Raw genomic sequence first — 23,377 nt, 5'->3', positions numbered from 1 at the left:
GTGTTTCCCCCACCCCCGGTGCCCGATGCGTCCTGACCCCGCACCGGTCGTCCCGGCCGCGTCGCCGCTCGCCATCGCCCTCGCCCTGGCCGCGGTGTACCTGGTCTGGGGATCGACCTACCTCGGCATCCGCTTCGCGCTCGAAGGCGGCTGGCCGCCCCTGCTCATGGCCGGCCTGCGCTTCCTCGCGTCCGGGCTGGTGCTCTACGCCTTCCTGCGCTGGCGCGGCGTGCCTGCGCCGACCGCGCGACAGTGGCGCAATGCGGCCTTCGTCGGCGTGCTGCTGGTCGGCATGGGCAACGGCCTGGTCTGCATCGCCGAGCAGAGCGTGTCCTCGGGACTCGCGGCGGTGGCGGTGTCGTCGGTGCCGCTGTGGCTGGCGCTGTTCGCGGTGCTGCGCGGCGAGCATCCGCGGCGCGCGGAATGGATCGGCCTGGGCGTGGGCTTCGTCGGCGTGGCCTGGCTCAACGCGGGCAGCAGCCTGACCGGTTCGCCGATGGGACTGGTGGCGCTGCTGGTCGCGTCGATCGCCTGGGCCTACGGCTCGATCTGGAGCCGCGGACGCGACCTGCCCCCGCCTTTCATGTCGGCCGCGGCGCAGATGCTGTGCGGCGGGGCCGCCATGACCGTGGCCGGCCTGGCCAGCGGCGAACGCCTCGACGGCTGGCCCACGCCGGGCGGGCTGTGGGCGGTCGCCTACCTGGCCGTGGTCGGCTCGCTGGTCGGCTTCAGCGCCTACATCTGGCTGCTGCGCCACGTGCGCCCGGCGCTCGCCGGCAGCTACGCCTACGTCAACCCGGTGATCGCGGTGCTGCTCGGCGCCTGGCTGGCCAACGAACGCTTCGGCCTGCACGAGATCGGCGCGATGGCGGTGGTGCTGTCGGGCGTGGTCGCGATCACCCTGTCGCGCGCGCGCCCCACGCCTGTGCGCCCGGCCGCGGGCAGCGACGCGTGAGCCCGGCGATCCCCGACCGGCGCGCCCTGTGGGTGGCGGTCGGCGCCTTCGTCATCTGGGGCCTGATGCCGCTCTACTGGCACCTGCTGCGCGCGGTGCCGTCGCTGCAGATCGTGCTCCACCGCGCGATCTGGTGCGCGGTGCTGGTGGCCGCCTGGCTGACCCTGCGCAACGGCCGCGGCTGGCTGCGCGAGGTGCTGGTGCAGCCGCGGCTGGCGGCGATGCTCGCCGCGTCCGGCGTCCTGATCGCCGTCAACTGGGGCCTGTACGTGTGGGCGGTGAACGCCGGGCACGTGGTCGAGGCCAGCCTGGGCTACTTCATCAACCCGCTGCTCAACGTGCTGATCGGGGTGGTGTTCCTGCGCGAGCGGCTGTCGCCGCCGCAGTGGTGCTCGGTGCTGCTGGCGGCGTGCGGCGTGCTGTGGCTGACCACGCGTTACGGGGACTTCCCGTGGATCGCGCTGTGCCTGGCCGGGTCGTTCGCGCTGTACGGGGTGCTGCGCAAGTTCGCCGCGGTCGAGGCGGTGCGCGGGCTGGGCGTGGAGAACATGTTCGTGCTGGTCCCGGCGCTGGCGTGCCTGGCCTGGATCGAGACCAGCGGCGAGGGCGGGTTCTTCTCCCTGCGCTGGGGCGGCTGGACCGACGCCCTGCTCGTGGCGGGCGGCGCGCTCACCGCGATCCCGCTGATCTTCTTCGCCTACGCGGTGCGCCGCGTACCGCTGAGCGTGGTCGGGGTGCTGCAGTACATCGGCCCGACCCTGCAGCTGCTGCTGGGCGTGTTCTTCTTCGGCGAGTACTTCGGCGCCGACCGCGCGATCGGATTCGGCTTCATCTGGGTCGGGCTGGCGGTGTTCGCCACCGACGGCGTGCTCGCCGCGCGGCGCCGGATCGTGGCGCAGCAGGCCTGAGGGATCGACCGCGCGCAGCGGAAACGGTTGCAACGGTGAGCAACGCGGGCGCGGTGCGCGCGGGTCCATGCGCTGGCCTACAATCGAAGGATTCGCATCCACGCACGTCGCAAGCCACCGCCATGAACGCCAGCAGCCCACTCCCGCGCGGCAGCATCGTCGCGCTCGTCACGCCGATGCACGAGGACGGCAGCGTCGACTACGACGCGCTGCGCGCGCTCGTCGACTGGCACGTCGAGCAGGGCACCGACTGCATCGGCGTGGTCGGCACCACCGGCGAGTCGCCGACCGTGGACGTGGAGGAGCACTGCGAGGTGATCCGGGTCGCGGTCGAGCAGGCCGCGGGCCGGGTCCCGGTGATGGCCGGCTGCGGCGGCAACTCCACGCGCGAGGCGATCGCGCTGGCCGAGTACGCGCGCAAGGTCGGCGCCGACTCGCAGCTGCAGGTGGTGCCGTACTACAACAAGCCCGGCCAGGAAGGCATGTACCGCCACTTCCGCGCGATCGCCGAGGCCACCGGCGACCTGCCGGTCGTGCTCTACAACGTGCCCGGCCGATCCGGCGCCGATCTGCTGCACGACACCGTGCTCCGGCTGGCGCAGGTGCCGGGCATCCGCGCGATCAAGGAGGCCACCGGCAACATCGAGCGCGCACAGTGGCTGATCCGCGAACGGCCGGCGGGCTTCCTGGTCTATTCCGGCGACGACGCCACCGCGGTCGCCCTGATGCTGTGCGGCGGGGACGGTAACGTCAGCGTCACCGCCAACGTCGCGCCGCGGCTGATGCACGAGCTGTGCGCGGCGGCGCTGGCCGGCGACGTAGCCCGCGCGATGGAGATCCAGCTGCGCCTGCTGCCGCTGCACCGGCAGCTGTTCGTCGAGGCCAATCCGATCCCGGTGAAGTGGGCGCTCGCGCGGCTGGGCCGCTGCGGCGGCACGCTGCGGCTGCCGATGACCGAACTGGCCGAGGGGAACCGGCCGGCGGTCGAGGCGGCGCTGCGCGAGGCGGGCCTGCTGGCGTAGCCCCACGCCACGGCTCCCTCTCCCGCTTGCGGGGGGGGTTCGGCGGGGGCCCGCAGGTCGCCGCGTCGACCGGGCCACGCGCTCGCGGTGCGCCCCCATCCCGGCCTTCCCCCGCGGGCGGGGGAAGGAGCGGGACTGCGCGCGCCCTACATCGCGCGCAGGGCGTCGGTGACCGGCAGCGTGGCCGCGCGCACCGCCGGGAACAGGCCGCCGATGAAGCCGATCGCCAGGGCCCACTTCAGGCCCTCCCACAGCAGCTGCGGCGAGACCCGGAACTCGAAGCTCAGGCTGGCCACGCCGCCCGCCAGGGTCGAGGCGGTGTAACCGTTGAACAGCAGCCATGCGATCAGGCCGCCGGCCAGGCCGCCGAGCAGGGCCAGCAGCATGGTCTCGAGCATTACCGCCACCACCACCGGCAAGCCGGAGAAACCGATCGCGCGCAGGGTCGCGATCTCGCGCGCGCGCGAGGCGACCGTGGCGAACATGGTGTTGAGCGCGCCGAACACCGCGCCGATCGCCATGATCGAACCGACCACGATACCCACCACCCGCAGCACCGTGGTCAGGGTGCGCGACTGGCTGGCGAAGTAGCCGAGCGTGGTGTCCGCGTCCACCGTCAGCCGCGGGTCGGCGGCGAGGGTGGCCTTGAACGCGTTCATCGCCTCGGCCGAGGTGAGCTTCGCGTACAGCGAAGCGCGGCTGCTGCCGCGGCGGTAGGTCGCCCCCACCACCTCGGCGTCGGCCCACATCTCCGACTCGGTCGCGTCGCCGGACTCGAACACGCCGACCACGGTCCAGCGCTCGTTGCCCAGCTGCACCTCGTTGCCCGGCTCCAGGCCCTGGAACTGGCGCTGCGCACCGCGGCCGACGACCAGTTCGCGGCGGCCGGTCTCGAACCGGCGACCGTCCACCAGCCGGACCTCCGGCCGCACCGCCCACGCCATCTCGCCGACGCCGCGCAGGGTCACGCTGCCATCCTCGCCGTCGCGGCGCGGCACGTTGGCCGAGACCACGAGTTCGGCCGAGGCCAGCGGCCGGCCCTCGGCGTCGCGCGCGATCTCCGGCGCGCGCTCGATCGCCAGGATTTCGTCGCGCGACAGCACCGACATCAGCTCGGCCGAGGATCCGCCGCGCAGCACGATCGCCACGTCCTCCCTGCCGGCGCTGTTGACCGTGTGCCGGTAGCCCTCGGCCATCGCCAGCAGCGCCACCAGCACGCCGACCACGCCGGCGATGCCGACCACTACCACCGACGAGGCGCCCAGGCGCTGGCGCAGCGTCGCCACGCCGACCCAGGTGACCGACGCCGCCTGGCGGCCGGCGCGGGTCAGCGCCATCCACAGCGCCAGCGCGGCGGCCAGCGCCAGCGCGCCCTGCCACGGCAGCATCACCCACACCACCAGGAACGCGACCACCAGCGCGAGCAGGCCGAGGGCGCGCAGCAACTTCTTCATCATGTTCATCCGCATGTCCTCATGGGTCCGGCGTCAGCGCCCGGCGAGCGCATCGACGATGTTCAGGCGCATCGCCCGGATCGCCGGGAGCGCGCCCACCAGCAGCCCGATCGCCACCATCAGCCCCAGGCCCAGCGCCCAGCTGCCCGGGCCGATCGGCGGCAGGTTGACCGCGCCGCGGCTTACCGCGCCGGCTACCGGCCCGAGCACCGCGGCCAGGGCCAGGCCGAGCACGCCGCCCAGCACCACCAGCAGCACCGACTCGGCCAGCACCATCGCCAGTACGCTGTGGCTGGCGAAGCCGATGGTCTTGAGCACGGCCAGTTCCGAGGTGCGCTCGCGCACCGCCTGGGCCATGGTGTTGCCGGTCAGCAGCAGCAGGGTGAAGAACACCGCGCCCATGATCGAGCCCACGATCAGGCCGATGTCGGCGACCTGCTTGATCTGCGCGGCCATCGCGGCCTGCTCGGTCATGGTCCGGGTCTCGTGGGGCGAGTTCGCGGTGAGCGCGTCGATCGCCTTGGCCGCGGCGTCGCTGCGGTTCACGTCCGACACCCGGCTGATGTACCAGCCCACCTCGTCGTTCACGTACGGCGTGGATTCGGCGAAATAGTCGTAGTGCATCAGCATCATCGCGCCGAAGAAGCCGTTGTCGGAGTCCTCGCGCTGGCGGATCACGCCCACGATCTGGAACTGCCAGTTGAGGCTGCCGTCGCTGTTGGGGAAGATCGTCGACTGCAGCGGCAGGGTCTGGCCCACCTCCCAGTTGAAGCGGGCCATCATGTCCTCGCCGACCAGCATGCCGTTGCGGGTCGCTTTCCACTTCTCGAGCTCCGCCGGATCGACCACGATCTCCGGGTACAGGTCGAGGTAGTTGGGCGCGACCGCGATGGTGAACAGCTGGTTGCGCGGGTCCTGGTAGGCGCCGCCGAACCAGTTCGCCCAGGTCACGGCCTCGATGTTGTCGACCTGTTCGATCCGCGAACGCAGCGCGAGCGGCAGCATCTGCACCATCGACAGCCGCGACGTGGTCTGCAGCCGCTGCGCGCCGTCGGCGTTCTGGCCGATCTGGGCGAACGTGGTGCGGATCCCGTCGAGCATGCCGAACAGCAGGAACGCCGCCATGATCGACGCCAGGGTCAGGAAGGTGCGGGCCTTGCGCCGGAACAGCGCGGCCCAGATCAGGTGGAAGTACTTCATCGCGCGCCTCCCGGCTCAGGCCGCGTGGGCCTGGTGCCCGACCAGGGTGCCCTTGTCCAGGTGCAGCGTGTGGCTGGCGTACTCGGCGGCCTTGGGATCGTGGGTGACCATCACGATGGTCTTGCCGTGCTCGCGGTTGAGCGTCTGCAGCAGGCCCAGGATCTCCTCCGCCGACTGGCGGTCGAGGTCGCCTGTGGGCTCGTCGCAGATCAGCAGCTTGGGGTCGGAGACGATCGCGCGCGCGATCGCCACGCGCTGCTGCTGGCCGCCCGACAGCTCGCCCGGCTTGTGCGACATGCGGTCGGCCAGGCCCACCAGGGTCAGCGCGATCTGCGCATTGCGCTTGCGCTGCGCCGCGCCGAGCTTCGTCAGCAGCAGCGGCAGCTCGACGTTCTTCTGAGCGCTCAGCGCCGGCATCAGGTTGTAGAACTGGAACACGTAGCCCACGTTCTGGCTGCGCCAGTGCGACAGCCGGCTGCCCGAGAGCTGGTCGATGCGCTGGCCGTCGACCTCGATGCTGCCGGAGGTCGGCGAGTCCAGGCCGCCGATCAGGTTGAGCAGCGTCGTCTTGCCCGAGCCCGACGGGCCCATCAGGGCCACGAAATCGCCCTGCTCGATGTCAAGGTCGATGCCGTGCAGCACCTCCACCTTCTCGGGGCCGCGCTGGTAGGTCTTGGTCAGGCTGCGGATCGATACCAGGGATGCCATGGCTTGCCTCGCTGTGTCGGATGGGTCGGGGACGTCCCCGTGGAACCGTGCGGCACGCTTCGCGGCGCGGCGCACGGAGGTCATGCAGTGCCGGCCGCGCTCACTTCGCCCCGGTGGCGACGCGCGCGCCGTCGGCCAGTTCCGCGGGCGGCTTCACCACCACGCTCTCGCCCGGCGCCAGTCCGGACAGGACCTCGCGGTCATCGGCCAGGGTGGCGCCGGCCTCGACCCGGCGCAGTTCCACGGTGCCGTCGCCGCGCACCACGTAGACCGCGCTCGCGCCGTCGCGCTGGACCACGGCCGAGGCGGGCACGCGCACGCCGCGGCGCGGCTCCTCGCCGTCCTCCGGCGCCTTCTCCAGGAAGCGCACGGTCACGCCCATGTCCGGGACGATGCGCGCGTCCTTCTGCTTCAGCGCCACGCGCACCCGCACCGTCGCCTTGCCGCGGTCGGCCGAGGGGATGATCGCGATCACCTCGGCCGGGATCTTCCAGTCCGGATACGAGGTGAGCGTGGCCTCGACCGGCATCTTCGGCTGCACCCTGCCGATGTAGGCCTCGCCCACGTCGACCTCCACCTCCAGCGAATCCATGTCCACGATGGTGCCGATGCCGGTGCGGGTGAAGCCGCCGCCGGCCGACAGCGGCGAGACGATCTCGCCCGGCTGCGCGGCCTTGGCGATCACCACGCCCGCGAACGGCGCGCGCACCACGGTGTTGTCCACGCCGATGTCGGCGATGCGCAGGCCGTCGGCCGCGACCTCGACGTTGCGCCGCGCGGCGGCCAGCTCGGCCCGCAGCGCATCGCGCTGGGCGACGGCCTCGTCGTACTGCGCCTTCGACACCAGCTGCCGGCCGACCAGCTGCGCGAGCCGCGCGGCGTTGGCCTCGGCTTCCTTCAGCCGCGCCTCGACGCTGCCGGCCTGGCTGCGCGCCGCCTCCAGCTGCGACTGCGAGAGCGCGCGCTGCGCGTCGGCGTCGATCGGGTCGAGCCGCGCCATCACCTGGCCTTCCTCCACCCGCATGCCTTCCTCGATCAGCACCTCGCGCACGCGCCCGGTGATCTTGGCCGAGACCGTGGCCATGCGCCGCGCCACCACGTAGCCGGAGGCGTCGAGCACCGAGGCCGGCGCGCTGCCGGACGCGAGCGATACCGCGGTGGCGGTCTGCACCGGCACCGGCGCCTGGCGCCCGAACAGCCACCAGCCGCCCAGCGCCAGCAGCGCGAGCAGCACGATGCACGCCAGCGCGATCCACAGTCCCTTGCGCGACGGCGGCGGTCCGGGCGTGCGGTCGATGCGGAGTTCCCTGAGCAGGTCGGCGTTGGTGTTCATGACAGACAGGACGTGGAAGGGCGCCCATTGTGACCCAGCAGGCCGCGATGCACCGGCCCGGGCCCTTCGCGAGGCCGGCACAGGCTAGCCGCCAGGCGCGTCCGGGGCCCCTGACAGCTGTCACCCGGATGTGCTGACGCACGTGGCTGCCGCCCGCGCGCGGGCGGCGCGAGCATGCCGGCATCGCGGGATACGACGGAGCACGCACCATGGAATCGACACGACCGCTTGCCGTCCTGCGCGGCGCCTGCAAGCGCTATGGCGCCACCCGCGCGCTCGACGGCGTCGACCTGCAGCTGCGCGCCGGCCAGGTGACCTCCCTGCTGGGCGTCAACGGCGCCGGCAAGAGCACCGCGGTGGGCCTGCTGCTCGGCCTGCTGGCGGCCGATGCCGGCGAGGTTTCGGTCTTCGGCCAGGCGCCCGGCAGCCTCGACGTGCGGCGCCGGTGCGGCGCGATGCTGCAGTCGGCCGCGCTGCCCGAGCGGCTGCAGGTGGGCGAGCTGCTCGACATGGTGCGCGCCGGCTATCCGCAGCCGCGCAGCGTGGCCGACTGCGTCGCGCTCGCCGGCCTCGACGGCCTGGTCGGCCGCCGCTACGGGAAGCTGTCGGGCGGACAGCAGCGGCGCGTGCAGTTCGCGCTCGCGATCTGCGGCCGCCCGCGCCTGCTGTTCCTCGACGAGCCGACCACCGGCCTGGACATCGACGCGCGCCAGGGCCTGTGGGCCGCGGTGCGCGAGCTGGTGGCCGACGGCAGCGCGGTGCTGCTCACCACGCACTACCTGGAGGAAGCCGAGGCGCTCTCGGACCGGGTCGCGGTGCTCGACGGCGGCCGCCTGGTCGCGGAAGGCAGCGTCGACGAGGTCCGCGCGCGGGTGTCGCTGCGCCGGATCCAGTGCCGCTCGCGCCTGGCCGCCGACGTGGTGGCGCAGTGGCCGGGCGTGGTCGAGGCGGTGCGCGAGGGCGAGGCGCTGCGGATCGTCGCCGAACCGGCCGAGCCGGTGGTGCGGCGCCTGCTCGACGCCGACCCCGGCACGTGCGACCTGGAGATCCGCCGCGCCGGCCTGGCCGACGCCTTCCTCGCCCTGACCCGGTCCACCGACGCCCTGCAGGAGGCCGCCTGATGCATACCACCACCCTGCGCGCGCCGCTGCGCGCCCACCTTGCCGAAGCCCGCTGCGAACTGGTGCGGCTGGCGCGCGAACCCGCGTTCGGCGTGCCGGTGCTCGCGTTCCCGGCGATGTTCTACCTGCTGTTCGCGGTGGTGCTCAACCGCGGCAACCCCGGCGCCGCCGCCTACCTGCTGGCCAGCTACGGCGCGTTCGGCGTGGTCGGCGCGGCGCTGTTCGGCTTCGGCGTCACCATCGCCATGGACCGCGAGCGCGGCTACCTGCGCCTGCGCCGCACCCTGCCCACGCCGCCGGGGTCGATGCTGCTGGCGAAGATGGCGATGGCGGTGCTGTTCGCGGCCGCGATCTCGCTGCTGCTGGCCACGCTGGCCGCGACCGCGGGCGGGGTGCGCCTGGCGCCGGCGCAGTGGGCCGGGCTGGCGCTGGTGAACATGGCCGGGGTGCTGCCGTTCGCGGCGATCGGGCTGTGGGTCGGCACCCTGGTCGGCGGCAACGCCGCGCCGGCGCTGCTCAACGTGCTGTACCTGCCGATGTCGTTCCTGTCGGGGCTGTGGATGCCGCTGTCGATGCTGCCCGACTGGCTGGCCGGGATCGCCCCCGCGTGGCCGGCCTACCACCTGGGCCGGCTTGCGCTGAAGGTGGTCGGGCACGACGATGGCGGCCGTGCCTGGGTGCACGCCGCGGTGCTGGCGCTGGTGGCGGTCGTCTTCTTCGCCCTCGCCCGCCGCCGCCTGCACGCGGCCGAGTGACGCCGGCAACCCGCGAGGCCCGCCATGAACACGACCACGCCCGGCCCCAGCGACGACGCCTTGCCAGCCGCGCCGGCCGCGCCGCAGGCGACGCCGCGCGGGCGCGGCCTGCGCGCCGCGGTCGCGCGGGCGCTGTGGCGCTGGTTCCCGCCGCGCCCTGGCTCGATCGCCGCCTGCGACCAGCGCATGGGGCGCCCGCCCTGGGGCGCGATGGTGCACGTGGTGTGGGCGGTGTGGGTGTTCATCACCCCCGCCTTCGCCGGCGGCGAGTACGGCTACAGCCTGCGCTGGGCCGCGACCACTGCGGTCACCTTCCCGCTGTTCCTGTGGCTGTACGCCACCAGCATCGTGCAGACTCCGCGCAAGGCCTACGCCGCGGCGCTGGCGATGGTGGCGATGTGCCTGGTGGTGCTGCCGTGGTATCCGTCGGGCCTGAGCTACTTCGTGTTCGGCTGCGTGATGCTGCAGCCGCGCCGCGGGCGCGCGATGCTGCCCTACCTGGCGGCGCTGGTGGGGCTCAATGCGCTGCTGATCGGTTACGCGCTGTCCATCGGTTACCCCTGGCAGGCGCTGGTGTGGATGCCGACCGTGACCGCGATCATCGGCGCGCTGGTGGTGGTGGACCGTTCCAACGTCGAGCGAGAGGCGGCGCTGCGCCTGTCGCACGACGAGGTGCGGCGGCTGGCCGCGCTGGCCGAGCGCGAACGCATCGGTCGCGACCTGCACGACCTGCTCGGCCACACGCTGTCGATGGTGGCGCTCAAGTCCGACCTCGCCGGGCGCATGCTCGAGCGCGACCCGCATGCCGCGCGCGCCGAGATCGGCGAAGTCAGCCGCGTCGCGCGCGAGGCGCTGGCGCAGGTGCGGCGCGCGGTCAGCGGCATCCGCTCGGCCGGCATCGCCGCCGAACTGGCCTCGGCCAAGCTGCTGCTGGAAACCGACGGCGTCGCCTTCACCTACCGCTTCGACGATGGCTTCAGCGACGGCGCGCTGCCCGCGGCGGTGGAGAGCGCGCTGGCGCTCGCGGTGCGCGAGGCGGCCACCAACATCCAGCGCCACGCGCACGCGGCGCGTGCCGAGGCCCGCTTCTCGATCGAGCACGGCGAGGCGGTGCTGCGGATCGCGGACGACGGCCGCGGCGGCACGATCACGCCCGGCAACGGCCTGTCCGGGATGCGCGAGCGGATCGAGGGCGTGCGCGGGCGGCTGCGCGTGGACAGCAGCCGGCGCGGCGGCACCACGGTCGAGGCGCGGGTGCCGCTGGCGGCCAACGACGACGCCGCGCCGCCGTAGCGTGCGGCGCGACGGGCCAAGCTGCTAACGTGGCGCCCATGCCGTCGTCCCGCTTCCCGCCGTGATCCGCGTCGTGCTGGCCGAGGACCAGGCCATGCTGCGCGGCGCACTGGCCGCGCTGCTCGCGCTGGAGTCCGACATCGAGGTGGTGGGCACCGCCGGCGACGGCGAGGCGGCCTGGCGCGAGCTGCAGCGGCTCTCGCCCGACGTGCTGGTCACCGACATCGAGATGCCCGGCCTGACCGGCCTCGAACTCGCCCAGCGCATCCAGCGCCACGAACTGCCGGTGAAGGTGGTGATCGTGACCACCTTCGCCCGCGGCGGCTTCCTGCGCCGGGCCCTGGACGCGGGCGTGTCGGGCTACCTGCTCAAGGACGCGCCGGTCGAACAGCTGGCCGATGCGCTGCGCCAGGTGCATCGCGGCGGTCGCGCGATCGACCCGCAGCTCGCGCTCGAAGCCTGGAGCGAACCCGACCCGCTCAGCGACCGCGAACGCCAGGTGCTGCGCCTGGCCGGCGAGGGCCTGTCGGCCGGGCAGATCGCCAGCCGCCTCAACCTCTCGCACGGCACGGTGCGCAACTACCTGTCCGAGGCGATCGGCAAGCTCGGCGTGGGCAACCGCATCGAGGCGTACCGGCTGGCCCGGGAGAAGGGCTGGCTGTAGCGCGGCGATGGCGACGGACGGCCGCCACTGCCGCCGCAGGGAGCGCTACGCTGCCATCCACCCAACCCGGGAGCCAACGCGATGTCCCCAAGCCAGTGCCCCCCGCTGTTCCGCCTCGTCGCCGTCCTCGCCGTGCTCTGGAACCTGGCCGGTGTCGCGTCCTTCTGGTTCCACCTCACCGCCACGCCCGAGACCGTGGCCTCGTGGCCGCCGGAACAGCAGGCGGTGTTCGAGGCGATGCCGCGCTGGCTGTTCGTGCCGTTCGCGGCCGCGACCCTGGGCGGCCTGCTGGGCTCGATCGGGCTGCTGCTGCGGCGGCGCTGGTCGGTGCCGGTGCTGGCGCTGTCGCTGTTCGCGATCGTGGTGCAGTTCACCTCGAACTACCTGACCACGCCGCTGTGGGAAATGATGGGCGCGCGCGGCGCGATCTTCCCGGTGGTGATCGCGCTGGTCGGGCTGTTCCTGTGGTGGTACGCGCGGCTCGCCGCCAGGCGCGGCTGCCTGCGCTGAAGCGGCCGCGCGCCGCGGCGGTCAGCCGCCGCAGCGCGCCTTGAGCATGGCGTACGCCGCGCGCAGGCCGAGCGCCTCGCCGCCGGCCGGACGCCCGGGGCGCGAACTGTCGTTCCACGCGTACACGTCCAGGTGCGCCCACTTCGTGCCCTCGGGCACGAAGCGCTCCAGGTACAGCGCGGCGGTGACCGCGCCGGCCATGCGCGAGCCGGCGTTGGCCAGGTCGGCGACGTGGCTGGTGAGGTAGCGCAGGTACGGACGCCACAGCGGCATCCGCCACAGCGGGTCGCGCTCGCGCTGGCCGGCCGCGAGCCAGTCCGCGGCGAGCGCATCGTCGTTGGCGAACAGCGCCGGCAGGTCGGGGCCGAGCGCGATGCGCGCCGCGCCGGTGAGGGTGGCGAAGTCCAGCACCAGGTCCGGGCGCAGCTCGCCGGCCAGGGCCAGCGCATCGCACAGCACCACGCGCCCTTCGGCGTCGGTGTTGTCGATCTCCACGCTGATGCCCTTGCGCGTGGCCACCACCTCGCCCGGGCGGTAGGCGTCGGGACCGATGGCGTTGTCCACCGCCGGCACCAGCAGGGTCAGGCGCAACGGCAGGCCGCGCGCCATCAGCAGTTCGGCCAGGGCGATCGCGTGCGCGGCGCCGCCCATGTCCTTCTTCATGTTGCGCATGCCATCGGCGGGCTTGATGTCCAGGCCGCCGGTGTCGAAGCACACGCCCTTGCCCACCAGAACCAGGTGCGGACGGCGGCCCGCGCCGCCGGCATCCCAGTCCAGGCGCAGCAGGCGCGGGGCGCGGTGCGAGGCGCGGCCCACGGCGTGGATCGCGGGGAACCCTTCCTCCAGCAGGGCATCGCCGACGATGCTGGAGAAGTGCGCACCGTGCGCGTGCGCGACCGCGGCCATCGTGGCCTCGACTTCGGCCGGGCCCATGTCCTGCGACGGCGTGTTGACCATGTCGCGCACCCGCACGCAGGCGGCGAGCACGTCCCGCGCCTCGGCATCGACCGGAAGCGCCAGCCGCGCCGGCGCGCGGCCACCGCCGCGGTAGCGGGTGAAGCGGTAGGCGCCCAGGCCCCAGCCCAGCTGCAGCGCACGCGCCGCCGCGGGTTCCGGCGCCTCGGCCGGCCGCCAGTCGCCTTCGGGCAGCGCGGTGGGCGCGTGCGCGTACGAGTACGGGTCGAGCGGATCGCCGATGCCGAGCACCGCGCCGGCGACGCCGCCCTCGCCCGGCAGCAGTGCCACGGTGCCGGCCGCAGCGTCGAAACGCTGCCGCGACAGCCATGCCTGCACCGGCCCGGGCTGGGCCTGCAGCCAGTCGCGGAAGCGGTCCTGGCCGACGACGTGCAGCGGCGCGGCGTCGGCGTCGTGGGGCGCGAAGCCCGGCGGAAGTGCGTGTGCGTCCATCGCGCCAGTTTGAACCAATCGTCGCCGCTTGCCCACGCGCCCTGGCCGGAACGCCGTCGATTCCGCGTTCTCCATGACGGGGACCGGTATCAAGAGCTGGACAATTGGATGACATCGACGTGCGCTGGGGACCGCTGTGGTCCCTCGGCGCCAGCGAACTCGCACAGTGGAGCGGACTGGGCCGGACGGCCCCGTGGTCGAGCCCGTTCGCCATGCCCGAATTCGTGCTGCCGGCGGCCCGCTGGCTGGAAGGCGTCGAACCCACCGTGGTCCGGGTGCTGCGCGGCGACGCGCTGATCGGCGTCGGCTGCTTCGTCGAACGCGGCCCGGACCTGTTCGCCCCGCTGCGGCGCCTGGGCACCTTCCGCAGCGAACACTCCTTCCGCTGCGGCCTGCTGGTGCGCGAGGGCGAGGACGCCGCCGTCGCCCACGCCCTGCTGCAGTCGGCCCGTGCCGACGCGCCGCGGCGCCGGCACGGCCTGTCGTTCGAGCGCATGGCCCTGGGCGATCCGCTCAGCGACGAGCTCGCGCGCGCGGCCGCGCGGCACGGTGGCACCTGGCACGAGCACGCCCGCTTCGAGCGCCCGGTGCTGTACCTGGACGGCGGCCCCGTCGACGCGCGCATGCCCGCCGGGGTGCGCAAGGACCTGGACCGGCGCCTGAGGCGCCTGCGCGAGCGCGGCGCGGTGGAATTCCGGCTGCTGCACGGCGCCGCCGCCGACGAGGCCGCAGTGGATCGCCACATGCGCCTGGAACACCAGGGCTGGAAGGGCGAGGCCGGCACCTCGCTGCTGTCGTGCGATCGCCAGGCCGCGTTCTTCCGCGAGATGTGCGCGCGCTTCCGCGCGATCGGGGCGATGGTGTTCTCGGAGATCGTGGTCGACGGCGAAGCGATCGCCTCGACCAGCAACATGCTGCTCGGCGACACCCTGCACGCGTTCAAGAGCGGCTGGGACCCGGCGTTCAGGCGCTACAGCCCGGGCCGGCTCAACGAATGGCTGCTGGTGCGGGCGCTGCCGGCCACCTGGCCGCAGGTGCGCTGCTTCGACAGCATGTCCGGCGAGCACGGCTACATGGCCGAACTGCTGCCCGACCGCGAGCCCGTGGCCAGCGGCGCGTTCTCGCTGTCGCGCAGCGCGCGCCTGGCCCTGCATGCGGCGCGCGCGTGGCGGCCGCTGGCCTGGCGCCTGGCCGCGGACTGAGCCTCAGGCCGGTTCGGCCACACGTTCGAGCCAGTCGGCCAGCTCGGCCAGCGATTCGAAGTGCAGGTCGGGCGCCACGTCCCCGTGCGGCCACTGCGCCTGCACGCGGTTGATCCAGCAGCTGCGCAGCCCGGCCAGCGCGGCCCCGCGCACGTCGGCGTCGACGTGGTCGCCCACGTGCAGCACCTCGCGCGGGGCCAGGCGCAGCCGCTCGCAGGCGGCGAGGAAGAAGCTGGCCTCGGGCTTGCCCGCGCCGTGCTCGCGCGGATGCAGCTGGAACGCGAAGTACTGGTGGATGCCGCAGCGCACGAGGTCGGCATTGCCGTTGCTCAGCGCCACCACCGGCACCCGCGCGGCGATGCGTTCGAGCGCGTCGAGCGCGTCGGGATAGAACTCGACCCGGTTGCGCTCGGCGTAGAAGGCCTCGTAGGCGGCATCGAGCAGGGCGAGGTCGCCGCCGCTTTCGCGCAGCGCGCGCTCGAGCGTCATCCGCCGCAGCGCGCCCATGTCGTGGGCCAGGCGCGGGTTCTCGCGCCAGACCGCCTCGCGCAGCGCGCGCATGGCCTCGACCGGGAACATCCGCGCCGTGGCCGGGCTGTGCGCCAGCATCCACTCGTCCAGCACGCGGTCGATGCGCGCGCCGATCGGCGCGAACGGCCACAGGGTGTCGTCGAGGTCGAGGGTGACGGCGCGGACGGGGAACTTCACCCGACCATTGTAGGCCGCGCGGGCTACTCCAGCAGCTTCGCCCAGCCTTCCATGCCTTCCACCCGCTCCAGCACCAGCTTCACGCACACCAGCAGCGGCACCGCGAGCAGCAGTCCGACCAGGCCCCACAACCAGCCGAACAGCATCAGCGCCAGGATCAGCACCAGCGGCGACAGCGCCATGCGGTGGCCGAGGATGATCGGCGTGACCAGCTGGCCCTCGATCGTGTGCAGCGCCAGGTACACCGCCGCCGGCAGCAGCTGCATCCACAGCGTGTCGAAGGTGATCACGCCCACCAGCAGCATCGCCAGCACGCCGATCAGCGGACCCACGTAGGGCGCGAAGTTGAGCAGCGCCACCAGCGTGCCCCACATCAGCGCCTCGGGCAGCGGCACCTGCATCAGGTACAGCGCGAACGCGAACGAGAGGCCGACCACGGTGTTGATCACGGTGATGGTCAGCACGTAGCGCGAGACCTCGCGCTCGATCGACTGCAGGATGTCGACGGTGAACTTCTGCTGCTGTCGCCCGGGCAGCAGCGCGATCGCCGAGCGCTGCAGCTTCTCGCCGTAGACCATGAAGAAGAACGCCAGCAGCACCACCGCCAGCAGCGAGGCCAGCAGCCGCGGCGTGGTGACCAGGTGCCGCCAGGGATCGGCCTCGGTGCGCACCAGCTGCGGCTGGCGGCCGGTCTGGCCGCCGGCGGCACGGGCGAGGCTCTCGGCCGCCTTGTTGGCCTCGTGCATGGGCTTGACCAGTTCGCGCAGCTTGGGCGCGAGCTGGCTCAGTTCGCGCGGGGCCTCGCGCGCCCAGGCCACCGCGGACGGCGCCATCAGGTAGCCGAGCGCGCCGGTCGCGGCCAGCCCGCCACACAGCACCAGCAGCGCCGCCAGGAAGCGCGGCACCCACATCCTCCGCAGCACGCGCAGCAGCGGGCTGCTGACCAGGGCGAAGAACATCGCCAGCAGCACCGGCAGCAGCACCGCCTGCGCCGCCCACAGCGTGTAGCCCACCGCCAGCGTGGCCAGCACCACCACCGCCGCCGGCGCGCGCGGCCGCGGCTGCGGCAGGTTGGCGTCGGGAGCGTCGGGCGTGGCGGACTGCGGCATGGCGGGACCGTCGGAAAGGCGCGGCGATCATGCAGGGCCCCGGAACACGGCCCCGTGATGACGCCCTTGCCGGTTCACCGCGCGTTCGACCGCGGGCCGGCCGGCTCAGGGTTCGGACAGTTCGGTCGCGGCTTCGGCGGCGCGCGGCTCGCCGGTCCAGGGCGGCTCGGGACGGCGACGCGCGTCCGACACGTGGCGCAGCACCGGTCCGGTCGCCTGCCCGGCCTGCGCGGCGGCCGGGTCGACCGCCGCCTCGACGGTGTCTGCCGCCTCCCCGGCCACCTGCCCCGCGTCGTCGGCCGCGGCCTGCGCGGTCTCGGCCGCATCGCGGGCGCGGAACGCGGTCACCAGGCCCGACAGGCTCGTCGCCAGCTGGATCCAGCGGGCCAGCGGCATCCCGCCCAGGCCGCCGGCCCGCTTGAGCGGCCTGGCGCGGGCGAACAGCAGGCCGCCCACCAGGCCGACGATGACGATGCGCCCGGGTGTCCAGGCCTCGCGCCAGGTCGTGCCCAGCACCCGCCAGTTGGTCTTCGCCCGCAGCAGCCGGGTTTCCACCCGCCGTTCGGCCCGGGCCACCTCGTCGCGCAGCTGCTCGAAGCGCATCACGGCCCTCCCGGCGGGGTCACGGACGGGTCGGCCGCGGCCGCCTGCGCCGCCCGCGCCGCACGCGCGGCATCGGCGGCCAGGTCCGGCGGCACATCGTCGTCGTCATCGTCGTCGCCGCTGCCGTCCTCGTCGAACAGGCCCAGCCGGGTCAGCTGGCGCCGGGTGGCGTGCATGCCCATGTGCTCGAAGTAGCGTGCCACCCGCCAGGCGGCGAACCCGGCGGCGGCGAGGCTGACCAGCGCCGCCACGGCGAGCGACTGCAGCCACGACAGCCCGGCCCCCTGCATCAGCGCCACCAGCGTGCCGGTCAGGTACAGCCACGCCGAGGCGCCGAACACGGTCGCCGCGCCGGCCCAGGCCAGGGCGCGGCCGAAGGCGCTGCGGGCGAGCGCGAAGTCCGCCGAGGCCAGCCGGCGCAGGGCGCGCAGCGTGCCGCGGCTGGCGTCGAGCGCCTCGCGGCGCGCGGCGTTGATCGCCCGCAGGCTCTCGTCCAGCCCCGGCTTGCGCTCCCCGCCGCCGGTGCCGCCGTCGTCTGGCGCGTCCCCTGCCACGTCGCGGGCTTACTTGTCTCCGCCGCTGCGGGCGAGCTTGGCGATGATCCAGCCGGCGGCGAAGGCGACGCCGAACGAGGCGATCGGGCGCTCGCGGATCAGGTCGGCCGCGCTGTCGATCAGGTCGCGGCCCTTGTCGAGCAGCGCATCGACCTGCTCGCGGGCCACGTCGCCGCCTTCTTCCAGCGCGGCGATCCCGGCCAGCGCCGAATCGGCGAGGTCGGCCTTGACCGCGGATCCGCCGACCTTCAGTTCCTCGCCGGCGACCTGGGCGGCGTTCCTGACCGCGCTGCCGGCATCCGCGGCGGCGTTCTTCAGGTGGGCCCCGGCCGTGCCGAGGTTGGTCTTCATCGCATCGGTCGAACTCGGGCTCATCGTCGTCTCCTCGGGAAAGGGCGCGTCGTTGCGCGCGGAGGGTGCCGGCGCGCGCCGGCCTACTGCATGATCAGGTCACCCACGCGGCGGCCGCGTGAAATGCGCAGCACCAGCCGCTCCGGGCGGTCGGCCAGGCTGTCGCGGAAACCGACCAGGTCGCGGAACTCGCCCGAGTTGGCGGCGAAGATGTAGTCGCCCTCGCGCAGTCCGTTGTTCCAGGCCCGGCTGCCGCGTTCGACCCGCTCGACCAGCACGCCGCGCGCGTCCGGGTTCTGGCGCCGCACCGCCTCGGGCAGGTCGGCCAGGGTGGCGCCGGCCAGGCGCTCGTCGTAGCTGGCGCCGTCGCGCGGCAGCGCGCGCAGGCGCGCGGTGAGCTTGAGCGGGCGGCCGTCGCGCAGCACGTCCAGGGTCACAGGGCTGTCGATCGGCTGCAGGCCCTGGAAGTTGCGCAGCGCCACCGGGCTGTCGATGCGCTGGCCGTTGGCCGCGGTGATCACGTCGCCGGTGCGCACGCCGGCCGCGCCCGCGGCCGAGTCGCCGTACACGCGGGTGACGACCACGCCGCGCGCCTCGTCCAGGCCCAGGCCCCTGGCCAGGCGTTCGTCGACGGATTGGGTCTCGATGCCGAGGGTGCCGCGCTGCACGGTGCCGGTGGACGCCAGCTGCTGCATGATGTTGCGCGCCAGTTCCACCGGGATCGCGAAGCCCAGGCCGATGTTGCCCGCGGCGCTGCCGCGCGGGTTGAAGCTCGCGGTGTTGATGCCGACCAGTTCGCCGCGCAGGTTCACCAGCGCGCCGCCGGAATTGCCCGGGTTGATCGAGGCATCGGTCTGGATGAAGTTCTGGAAGCCCACGCCCGGCAGGTTGCTGCGGCCGACCGCCGACACGATGCCCCAGGTCACCGTCTGGCCGACGCCGAACGGGTTGCCGACCGCGACCACGAAGTCGCCCACCTCCAGCTCGCCGCCGCGCGCCAGCGGAATCGCCTGCAGGCGCTCGGCCGGGATCCGCATCAGGGCCACGTCGGTGTCCGGGTCGGAGCCGATGAACTCGGCCGCGAGCGTGCGCCCGTCGGACAGCGTCACCGACACCTCGTCGGCGTTCTCGATCACGTGGTGGTTGGTCAGCACGTAGCCGTTGGTCGCGTCCACGATCACGCCCGACCCCAGCGAACGCGCGATGCGCTCCTGCGACAGCTCGGGGAACATGCGGCGGAAGAACGGATCGTTGCCGAACGGGCTGACCTGGCGCCGCTGCGCCGCGTGCACGCTCACCACCGACGGGGTGACGCGCTTGAGCATCGGCGCCAGCGTCGGCATCGGCTGGCCGTCGACCGCCGCCGGCAGCGCCTGCATCGCCAGCGCAGGCGGCGCGGTGGCCACCTGCGCGGCCGCCGCCACCGGCTCCGCCGCCCCGACCGGCGCCTGCAGCGCCTCGCGGATCGCGGTCGCGGCGAAGCCGCCGAACGCGGCCGCGGCGGTGAGGGCGAGGAGGGTCCTGGTCGAATTCTTCATCGGCATCGGGAAGGGAGCGGCCCTGGGGCCGGACAGTCTCGACGCCGATCGTACAATCGATGCTGAAACAAAGCGTGGGCACCGGCACCACGCGGGTGCCGGTGCCCGTCGCCCGCAGGCACCGCGGCGCGCTCAGAACCCGCGCCGAAGCCCCAGCATCCAGCGCCGGCCGTCGCGGGCGGACCCTGCCTCGAGGCCGTAGTCGAACCACCAGCGCAGGCCGCCCGCGCCGGCGCCGGACAGGCCCAGGCCCAGCTCCACGCCGTCGCGGTCCTCGCGGGGCAGCGCGAATGTCGCCCCGGGCACGCCGCGGAACGCGGCCACCAGCGGTTCGCCGTCCACCAGCCCGCGGCGATAGCGCGCGTCCAGGGACAGTCCCAGCGACCAGCCCGCTCCGTGCCAGTCGCGCGCGACGCGCGCCCCGACCGCCGCCGACAGCCGCGACTGGCGCGATGGGCCGGCCAGCAGTTCCAGCCCGGTCGGTCCGGATTCGACGAAGCCGTCGCTGCGCACCTGGCCGTAGTCCAGCGCCGCGAACGGCACGACGCGGGCCTCGCCCAGCGCCAGCGCGCGGCCGACCTCGCCGTGCGCGAACACCTGGCCGAAGCGACGGTCGGCATTGGCGAGGTGGAGCGATTCGCCGGCCTGGATCGGCCGCTGCAGCCGCGCCCGGCCCTGCGCCGCGCCGACCGCGCCGGTGGCATGCCAGCCGTCGCCGCGGTAGTGCGCATGCAGGCTGGCCATCGGCAGCCGCGCCTGTCCGCCACCGCCGAGCGCATCGAACTGCAGCCAGGCCTCGCCGCTGGACAGGCTCCCGCCCAGCAGCAGGCGCGGCGACAGCCACAGGTCGACGCCGCTTTCGACGTCCTCGACGGACTGGCCGAGCGGATGCAGCGATGCCTGCGCCGACCACGCCACCGGCGATGTCGCGTGCGCCGCGCGCTCCAGCCGCGCGGCCAACCGTGCGCCGGCCTGCTCCGCGCGCCGCTGCAGCTCGTCGCGCGCCTCTTCGCGCGCCTGCGCCGGCGCATCGGCATGCGGCAGTGCATCACCGGCGGCATGCGCGGCGGGCCAGGCGACGGCGAACAGCCAGGCCAGCAGACGTCCGTTTCCCATTCCGGTCCCCTTCGCGGATCGATCCGGATCCCGCCCCCTTGCGCGGCTCCGACACAACCAATGTCGATGCCCCCGGGAAACGGCCCACGCGGCCTTGCGCGGCCAACCAGGCCCCGCCCGCGGCCACCCCAAGGCACTCGGGACGGGCGCCGCAGCGGTCGATTGGAGGGCTTCGCGGATCCTGTTGACTTCCCCGTAGGGCGCGCGTAGCTTGGCCGGGCTCGCCACAACATCTTGGGGTCTGTTGACGGACTGAATCCCAGCTGCTGGGGTTTGGCCGCGGACGGCTCCATCCGGACCACGGGTGCGACGGGGGGGACCGGGCATGGATCATCAGGACGATAACGCGGCAAGGCACACACTTTAGAGAGGGGCACGGCGCCTGCGCCGGGCTTCGCCGTCTCCGTCCCACGGGACGCGACGGTTCCCCACTACAACAACAACTAGAAGGCGGGGCACCGATCCCGGCCGGCAACCAGGAGACAGCACAGGCATGAGCACGGTTCGTCTGGAGGCAGTGAAGACGCACGTGGAACGGGAGATCCCGATGCAGCCCGCCTCGCAGGACATCTGGGACAAGAAGTACCGGCTCAAGACCAAGCACGGGGTCCCGGTCGACGCCGACATCGACGGCACCTACCAGCGCGTGGCGCGCGCCCTGGCCGACGCCGAGGAGACCGACGAGAAGCGCAAGTACTGGTACGACCGCTTCCTGTGGGCGCTGCGCCGCGGGGCGATCCCGGCCGGCCGCATCACCTCCAACGCCGGCGCGCTCGAGCACAAGCCCGCGACCAGCACGATCAACTGCACCGTGTCCGGGACCATCACCGACTCGATGGACGACATCCTGGGCAAGGTCCACGAGGCCGGCCTGACCCTGAAGGCGGGCTGCGGCATCGGCTACGAGTTCAGCACGCTGCGCCCGCGCGGCGCGTTCGTGGCGGGCGCCGGCGCCTACACCTCCGGCCCGATGTCCTTCATGGACATCTACGACAAGATGTGCTTCACGGTGTCCTCGGCCGGCGGCCGCCGCGGCGCGCAGATGGGCACCTTCGACGTCAGCCACCCGGACGTGCGCGACTTCATCCGCGCCAAGCGCGAGGACGGGCGCCTGCGCCAGTTCAACCTCTCGCTGCTGATCACCGACGGCTTCATGCAGGCGGTCGAGGCCGACGGCGACTGGCCGCTGGTGTTCCCGCTCAGCGAGAAGGAAGCCGCCGACATCGACCTGGCCGACGCCTCGGCCGTGGTCTGGCGCGACTGGCCCTATACCGAGGGCTACATCACCCGCGACGACGGCATGGTCGCCTGCAAGGTCTACGGCCACGTCAAGGCCCGGCACCTGTGGGACATGATCATGGTCTCGACGTACGACTACGCCGAGCCGGGCTTCATCCTGATCGACCGCGTCAACGAGATGAACAACAACTGGTGGTGCGAGACCATCCGCGCCACCAACCCCTGCGGCGAACAGCCGCTGCCGCCCTACGGCGCCTGCCTGCTGGGCTCGGTCAACCTGACCAAGTTCGTGCGCGACCCGTTCACCGACAAGGCCTCCTTCGACTGGGAGGAGTACCGCGAGGTCGTGCGCGTGTTCACCCGCATGCTCGACAACGTGGTCGAGATCAACGGCCTGCCGCTGGAGCAGCAGCGCGCCGAGATCCTGCGCAAGCGCCGCCACGGCATGGGCTTCCTCGGCCTGGGCAGCACCATGACCATGCTGCGCATGAAGTACGGCTCGGCCGAGAGCTGCGACTTCACCGGCCGCGTCGCCCGCGAGATGGCGGTGGCGGGCTGGGAGACCGGCCTGGCGCTGGCCGAGGAGAAGGGCCCGGCGCCGATCATGGAGGAGGTGTTCGAAGTCACCCCGGCCATGCTGCGCAAGCGCCCGGAGATGGCGAAGGACGGCTGGCGCGTGGGCCAGAAGATCCAGGGCAAGGTGCTGCACGCGCGCTACAGCCGCTACATGCAGAAGATCGCCCGGGTCGCGCCCGAGCTGGTCGACCGCCTGGCCGAGACCGGCGCCCGCTTCACCCACCACAGCTCGATCGCGCCCACCGGCACCATCTCGCTGTCGCTGGCCAACAACGCCTCCAACGGCATCGAGCCCTCCTTCGCGCACCACTACAGCCGCAACGTGATCCGCGAGGGCAGGAAGACCAAGGAGAAGGTGGACGTCTGGTCGTACGAGCTGCTGGCCTACCGCCACCTCGTCAACCCCAAGGCGATGCCGTTCTCCGACGACCCGGAGGCGAAGCTGCCCGAGTACTTCGTCTCCGCCGACGACATCACCCCGAAGGAGCACGTGGACGTGCAGGCCGCCGCCCAGGAGTGGGTGGACTCGTCCATCTCCAAGACCGCGAACGTCCCCACGGACTACCCGTACGAGGACTTCAAGGACATCTACCGCTACGCCTACCAGAAGGGGCTGAAGGGCTGCACCACCTTCCGCTTCAACCCCGCCGCCTTCCAGGGCGTGCTGGTGAAGGAAACCGACCTGGCCAACACCACCTACCGCTTCGAGCTCGAGGACGGCAGCGTGCTGGAGGTCAAGGGCAACGAGCAGATCGAGTACGACGGCGAGGTCCATACCGCCGCCAACCTGTTCGACGCCCTGAAGGAAGGCTATTACGGCAAGTTCTGACGGCTTCGCCGCCGGCACGGCCACGGGACGCCAGACCATGGGCCAGGACGGCCCACCGGGACGCTCCCCACCAACGCCCGCGGCGGGTTCCAGGCACCACCAGGCACCCGCCCCGGGCACCCGCCCCGACCCCCTGGAAACAGGGACGGGGCGACGCGGGAAACGGCCTCGTTCGACTGCTTGCGTGGCGCGCGCTTCGCGCTACATTTCGCCCGACGGGCC

At 73.1% G+C, this 23,377-nt stretch carries 22 protein-coding genes; 10 read left to right on the top strand and 12 right to left on the bottom strand.

Annotated elements, in window-relative coordinates; all coding sequences use genetic code 11:
* Positions 1-25: 25 nt before the first annotated feature.
* From yedA to dapA, 3 genes are all read left to right on the top strand, one after another.
* Positions 26-955 (top strand): drug/metabolite exporter YedA, encoded by a 930-nt coding sequence (gene yedA, locus LUTJ29_RS15860; protein WP_051322608.1) that lies wholly within the window; start codon positions 26-28, stop codon positions 953-955.
* A complete protein-coding gene (gene rarD / locus LUTJ29_RS0102425) occupies positions 952-1,863 on the top strand; it encodes an EamA family transporter RarD (protein WP_027071151.1) in 912 nt (303 codons plus the stop codon). Before yedA ends, rarD begins: the two co-directional genes overlap by 4 nt.
* Before the next feature lie 122 nt (positions 1,864-1,985).
* Positions 1,986-2,885: a 4-hydroxy-tetrahydrodipicolinate synthase gene (gene dapA, locus LUTJ29_RS0102420; protein ID WP_027071150.1), complete on the top strand. Its 900-nt coding sequence runs from the start codon at positions 1,986-1,988 to the stop codon at positions 2,883-2,885.
* A 146-nt stretch (positions 2,886-3,031) separates the two neighbouring features.
* On the opposite strand, the gene LUTJ29_RS0102415 is transcribed toward dapA, so the two are convergent.
* The 4 genes from LUTJ29_RS0102415 to LUTJ29_RS0102400 form a co-directional block, all read right to left on the bottom strand.
* A complete protein-coding gene (locus LUTJ29_RS0102415) occupies positions 3,032-4,339 on the bottom strand; it encodes an ABC transporter permease (protein WP_043740230.1) in 1,308 nt (435 codons plus the stop codon).
* A gap of 33 nt (positions 4,340-4,372) precedes the next feature.
* Positions 4,373-5,539, bottom strand: a complete 1,167-nt coding sequence (locus LUTJ29_RS0102410; RefSeq protein ID WP_027071148.1) for an ABC transporter permease — start codon at positions 5,537-5,539, stop codon at positions 4,373-4,375.
* Between the two features lie 15 nt (positions 5,540-5,554).
* A complete protein-coding gene (locus tag LUTJ29_RS0102405; protein ID WP_027071147.1) occupies positions 5,555-6,247 on the bottom strand; it encodes an ABC transporter ATP-binding protein in 693 nt (230 codons plus the stop codon).
* Between the two features lie 100 nt (positions 6,248-6,347).
* Positions 6,348-7,580 (bottom strand): efflux RND transporter periplasmic adaptor subunit, encoded by a 1,233-nt coding sequence (locus LUTJ29_RS0102400; RefSeq protein ID WP_027071146.1) that lies wholly within the window; start codon positions 7,578-7,580, stop codon positions 6,348-6,350.
* Positions 7,581-7,789: 209 nt separating this feature from the next.
* On the opposite strand from LUTJ29_RS0102400, the gene LUTJ29_RS0102395 reads away from it, so the two are divergent.
* From LUTJ29_RS0102395 to LUTJ29_RS0102375, 5 genes are all read left to right on the top strand, one after another.
* Positions 7,790-8,701, top strand: coding sequence for an ABC transporter ATP-binding protein (locus tag LUTJ29_RS0102395; protein ID WP_027071145.1), 912 nt, complete (start codon positions 7,790-7,792; stop codon positions 8,699-8,701).
* The gene (locus LUTJ29_RS0102390) at positions 8,701-9,456 is read left to right on the top strand and encodes an ABC transporter permease (RefSeq protein ID WP_051322607.1); all 756 of its coding nucleotides are present in this window, start codon (positions 8,701-8,703) and stop codon (positions 9,454-9,456) included. The genes LUTJ29_RS0102395 and LUTJ29_RS0102390 overlap by 1 nt, the downstream gene beginning before the upstream one ends.
* Before the next feature lie 24 nt (positions 9,457-9,480).
* Complete coding sequence (locus LUTJ29_RS15855; RefSeq protein ID WP_084524555.1) at positions 9,481-10,749, top strand: sensor histidine kinase; 1,269 nt, start codon at positions 9,481-9,483, stop codon at positions 10,747-10,749.
* A 61-nt stretch (positions 10,750-10,810) separates the two neighbouring features.
* A complete protein-coding gene (locus LUTJ29_RS0102380; protein ID WP_027071143.1) occupies positions 10,811-11,413 on the top strand; it encodes a response regulator transcription factor in 603 nt (200 codons plus the stop codon).
* Between the two features lie 81 nt (positions 11,414-11,494).
* Positions 11,495-11,923 carry a hypothetical protein gene (locus tag LUTJ29_RS0102375; RefSeq protein ID WP_027071142.1) on the top strand — a complete coding sequence of 143 codons (429 nt, stop codon included), beginning with the start codon at positions 11,495-11,497 and terminating at the stop codon, positions 11,921-11,923.
* A 21-nt stretch (positions 11,924-11,944) separates the two neighbouring features.
* Here LUTJ29_RS0102375 and LUTJ29_RS0102370 read toward each other — a convergent pair whose 3' ends face one another.
* A complete protein-coding gene (locus LUTJ29_RS0102370; protein WP_027071141.1) occupies positions 11,945-13,330 on the bottom strand; it encodes a leucyl aminopeptidase family protein in 1,386 nt (461 codons plus the stop codon).
* Positions 13,331-13,434: 104 nt separating this feature from the next.
* Here LUTJ29_RS0102370 and LUTJ29_RS0102365 point away from each other — a divergent pair, with 104 nt between their 5' ends.
* The gene (locus LUTJ29_RS0102365; protein WP_027071140.1) at positions 13,435-14,532 is read left to right on the top strand and encodes a GNAT family N-acetyltransferase; all 1,098 of its coding nucleotides are present in this window, start codon (positions 13,435-13,437) and stop codon (positions 14,530-14,532) included.
* Between the two features lie 3 nt (positions 14,533-14,535).
* Here LUTJ29_RS0102365 and LUTJ29_RS0102360 read toward each other — a convergent pair whose 3' ends face one another.
* The 7 genes from LUTJ29_RS0102360 to LUTJ29_RS0102330 form a co-directional block, all read right to left on the bottom strand.
* The gene (locus tag LUTJ29_RS0102360; RefSeq protein ID WP_027071139.1) at positions 14,536-15,240 is read right to left on the bottom strand and encodes an HAD-IA family hydrolase; all 705 of its coding nucleotides are present in this window, start codon (positions 15,238-15,240) and stop codon (positions 14,536-14,538) included.
* 23 nt (positions 15,241-15,263) lie between these two features.
* Entirely contained in the window at positions 15,264-16,349 is a 1,086-nt protein-coding gene (locus LUTJ29_RS0102355) for an AI-2E family transporter (RefSeq protein WP_027071138.1), read from the bottom strand.
* Between the two features lie 105 nt (positions 16,350-16,454).
* Positions 16,455-16,952 (bottom strand): hypothetical protein, encoded by a 498-nt coding sequence (locus LUTJ29_RS0102350; protein ID WP_027071137.1) that lies wholly within the window; start codon positions 16,950-16,952, stop codon positions 16,455-16,457.
* Entirely contained in the window at positions 16,952-17,506 is a 555-nt protein-coding gene (locus LUTJ29_RS15850) for a phage holin family protein (protein ID WP_084524553.1), read from the bottom strand. Before LUTJ29_RS15850 ends, LUTJ29_RS0102350 begins: the two co-directional genes overlap by 1 nt.
* 9 nt (positions 17,507-17,515) lie before the next feature.
* Positions 17,516-17,881: a hypothetical protein gene (locus LUTJ29_RS0102340; protein WP_027071136.1), complete on the bottom strand. Its 366-nt coding sequence runs from the start codon at positions 17,879-17,881 to the stop codon at positions 17,516-17,518.
* A gap of 59 nt (positions 17,882-17,940) precedes the next feature.
* Entirely contained in the window at positions 17,941-19,395 is a 1,455-nt protein-coding gene (locus tag LUTJ29_RS0102335) for a trypsin-like peptidase domain-containing protein (protein ID WP_027071135.1), read from the bottom strand.
* A 132-nt stretch (positions 19,396-19,527) separates the two neighbouring features.
* Positions 19,528-20,511, bottom strand: coding sequence for an autotransporter outer membrane beta-barrel domain-containing protein (locus LUTJ29_RS0102330; protein ID WP_027071134.1), 984 nt, complete (start codon positions 20,509-20,511; stop codon positions 19,528-19,530).
* A 493-nt stretch (positions 20,512-21,004) separates the two neighbouring features.
* Here LUTJ29_RS0102330 and LUTJ29_RS0102325 point away from each other — a divergent pair, with 493 nt between their 5' ends.
* Positions 21,005-23,155 (top strand): adenosylcobalamin-dependent ribonucleoside-diphosphate reductase, encoded by a 2,151-nt coding sequence (locus tag LUTJ29_RS0102325; RefSeq protein WP_043740054.1) that lies wholly within the window; start codon positions 21,005-21,007, stop codon positions 23,153-23,155.
* The last annotated feature ends 222 nt before the right edge of the window (positions 23,156-23,377 follow it).

This window comes from Luteimonas sp. J29, from assembly GCF_000472505.1.
GTDB lineage: Bacteria > Pseudomonadota > Gammaproteobacteria > Xanthomonadales > Xanthomonadaceae > Luteimonas.
This window is presented reverse-complemented; position numbering and strand designations above follow the sequence as displayed.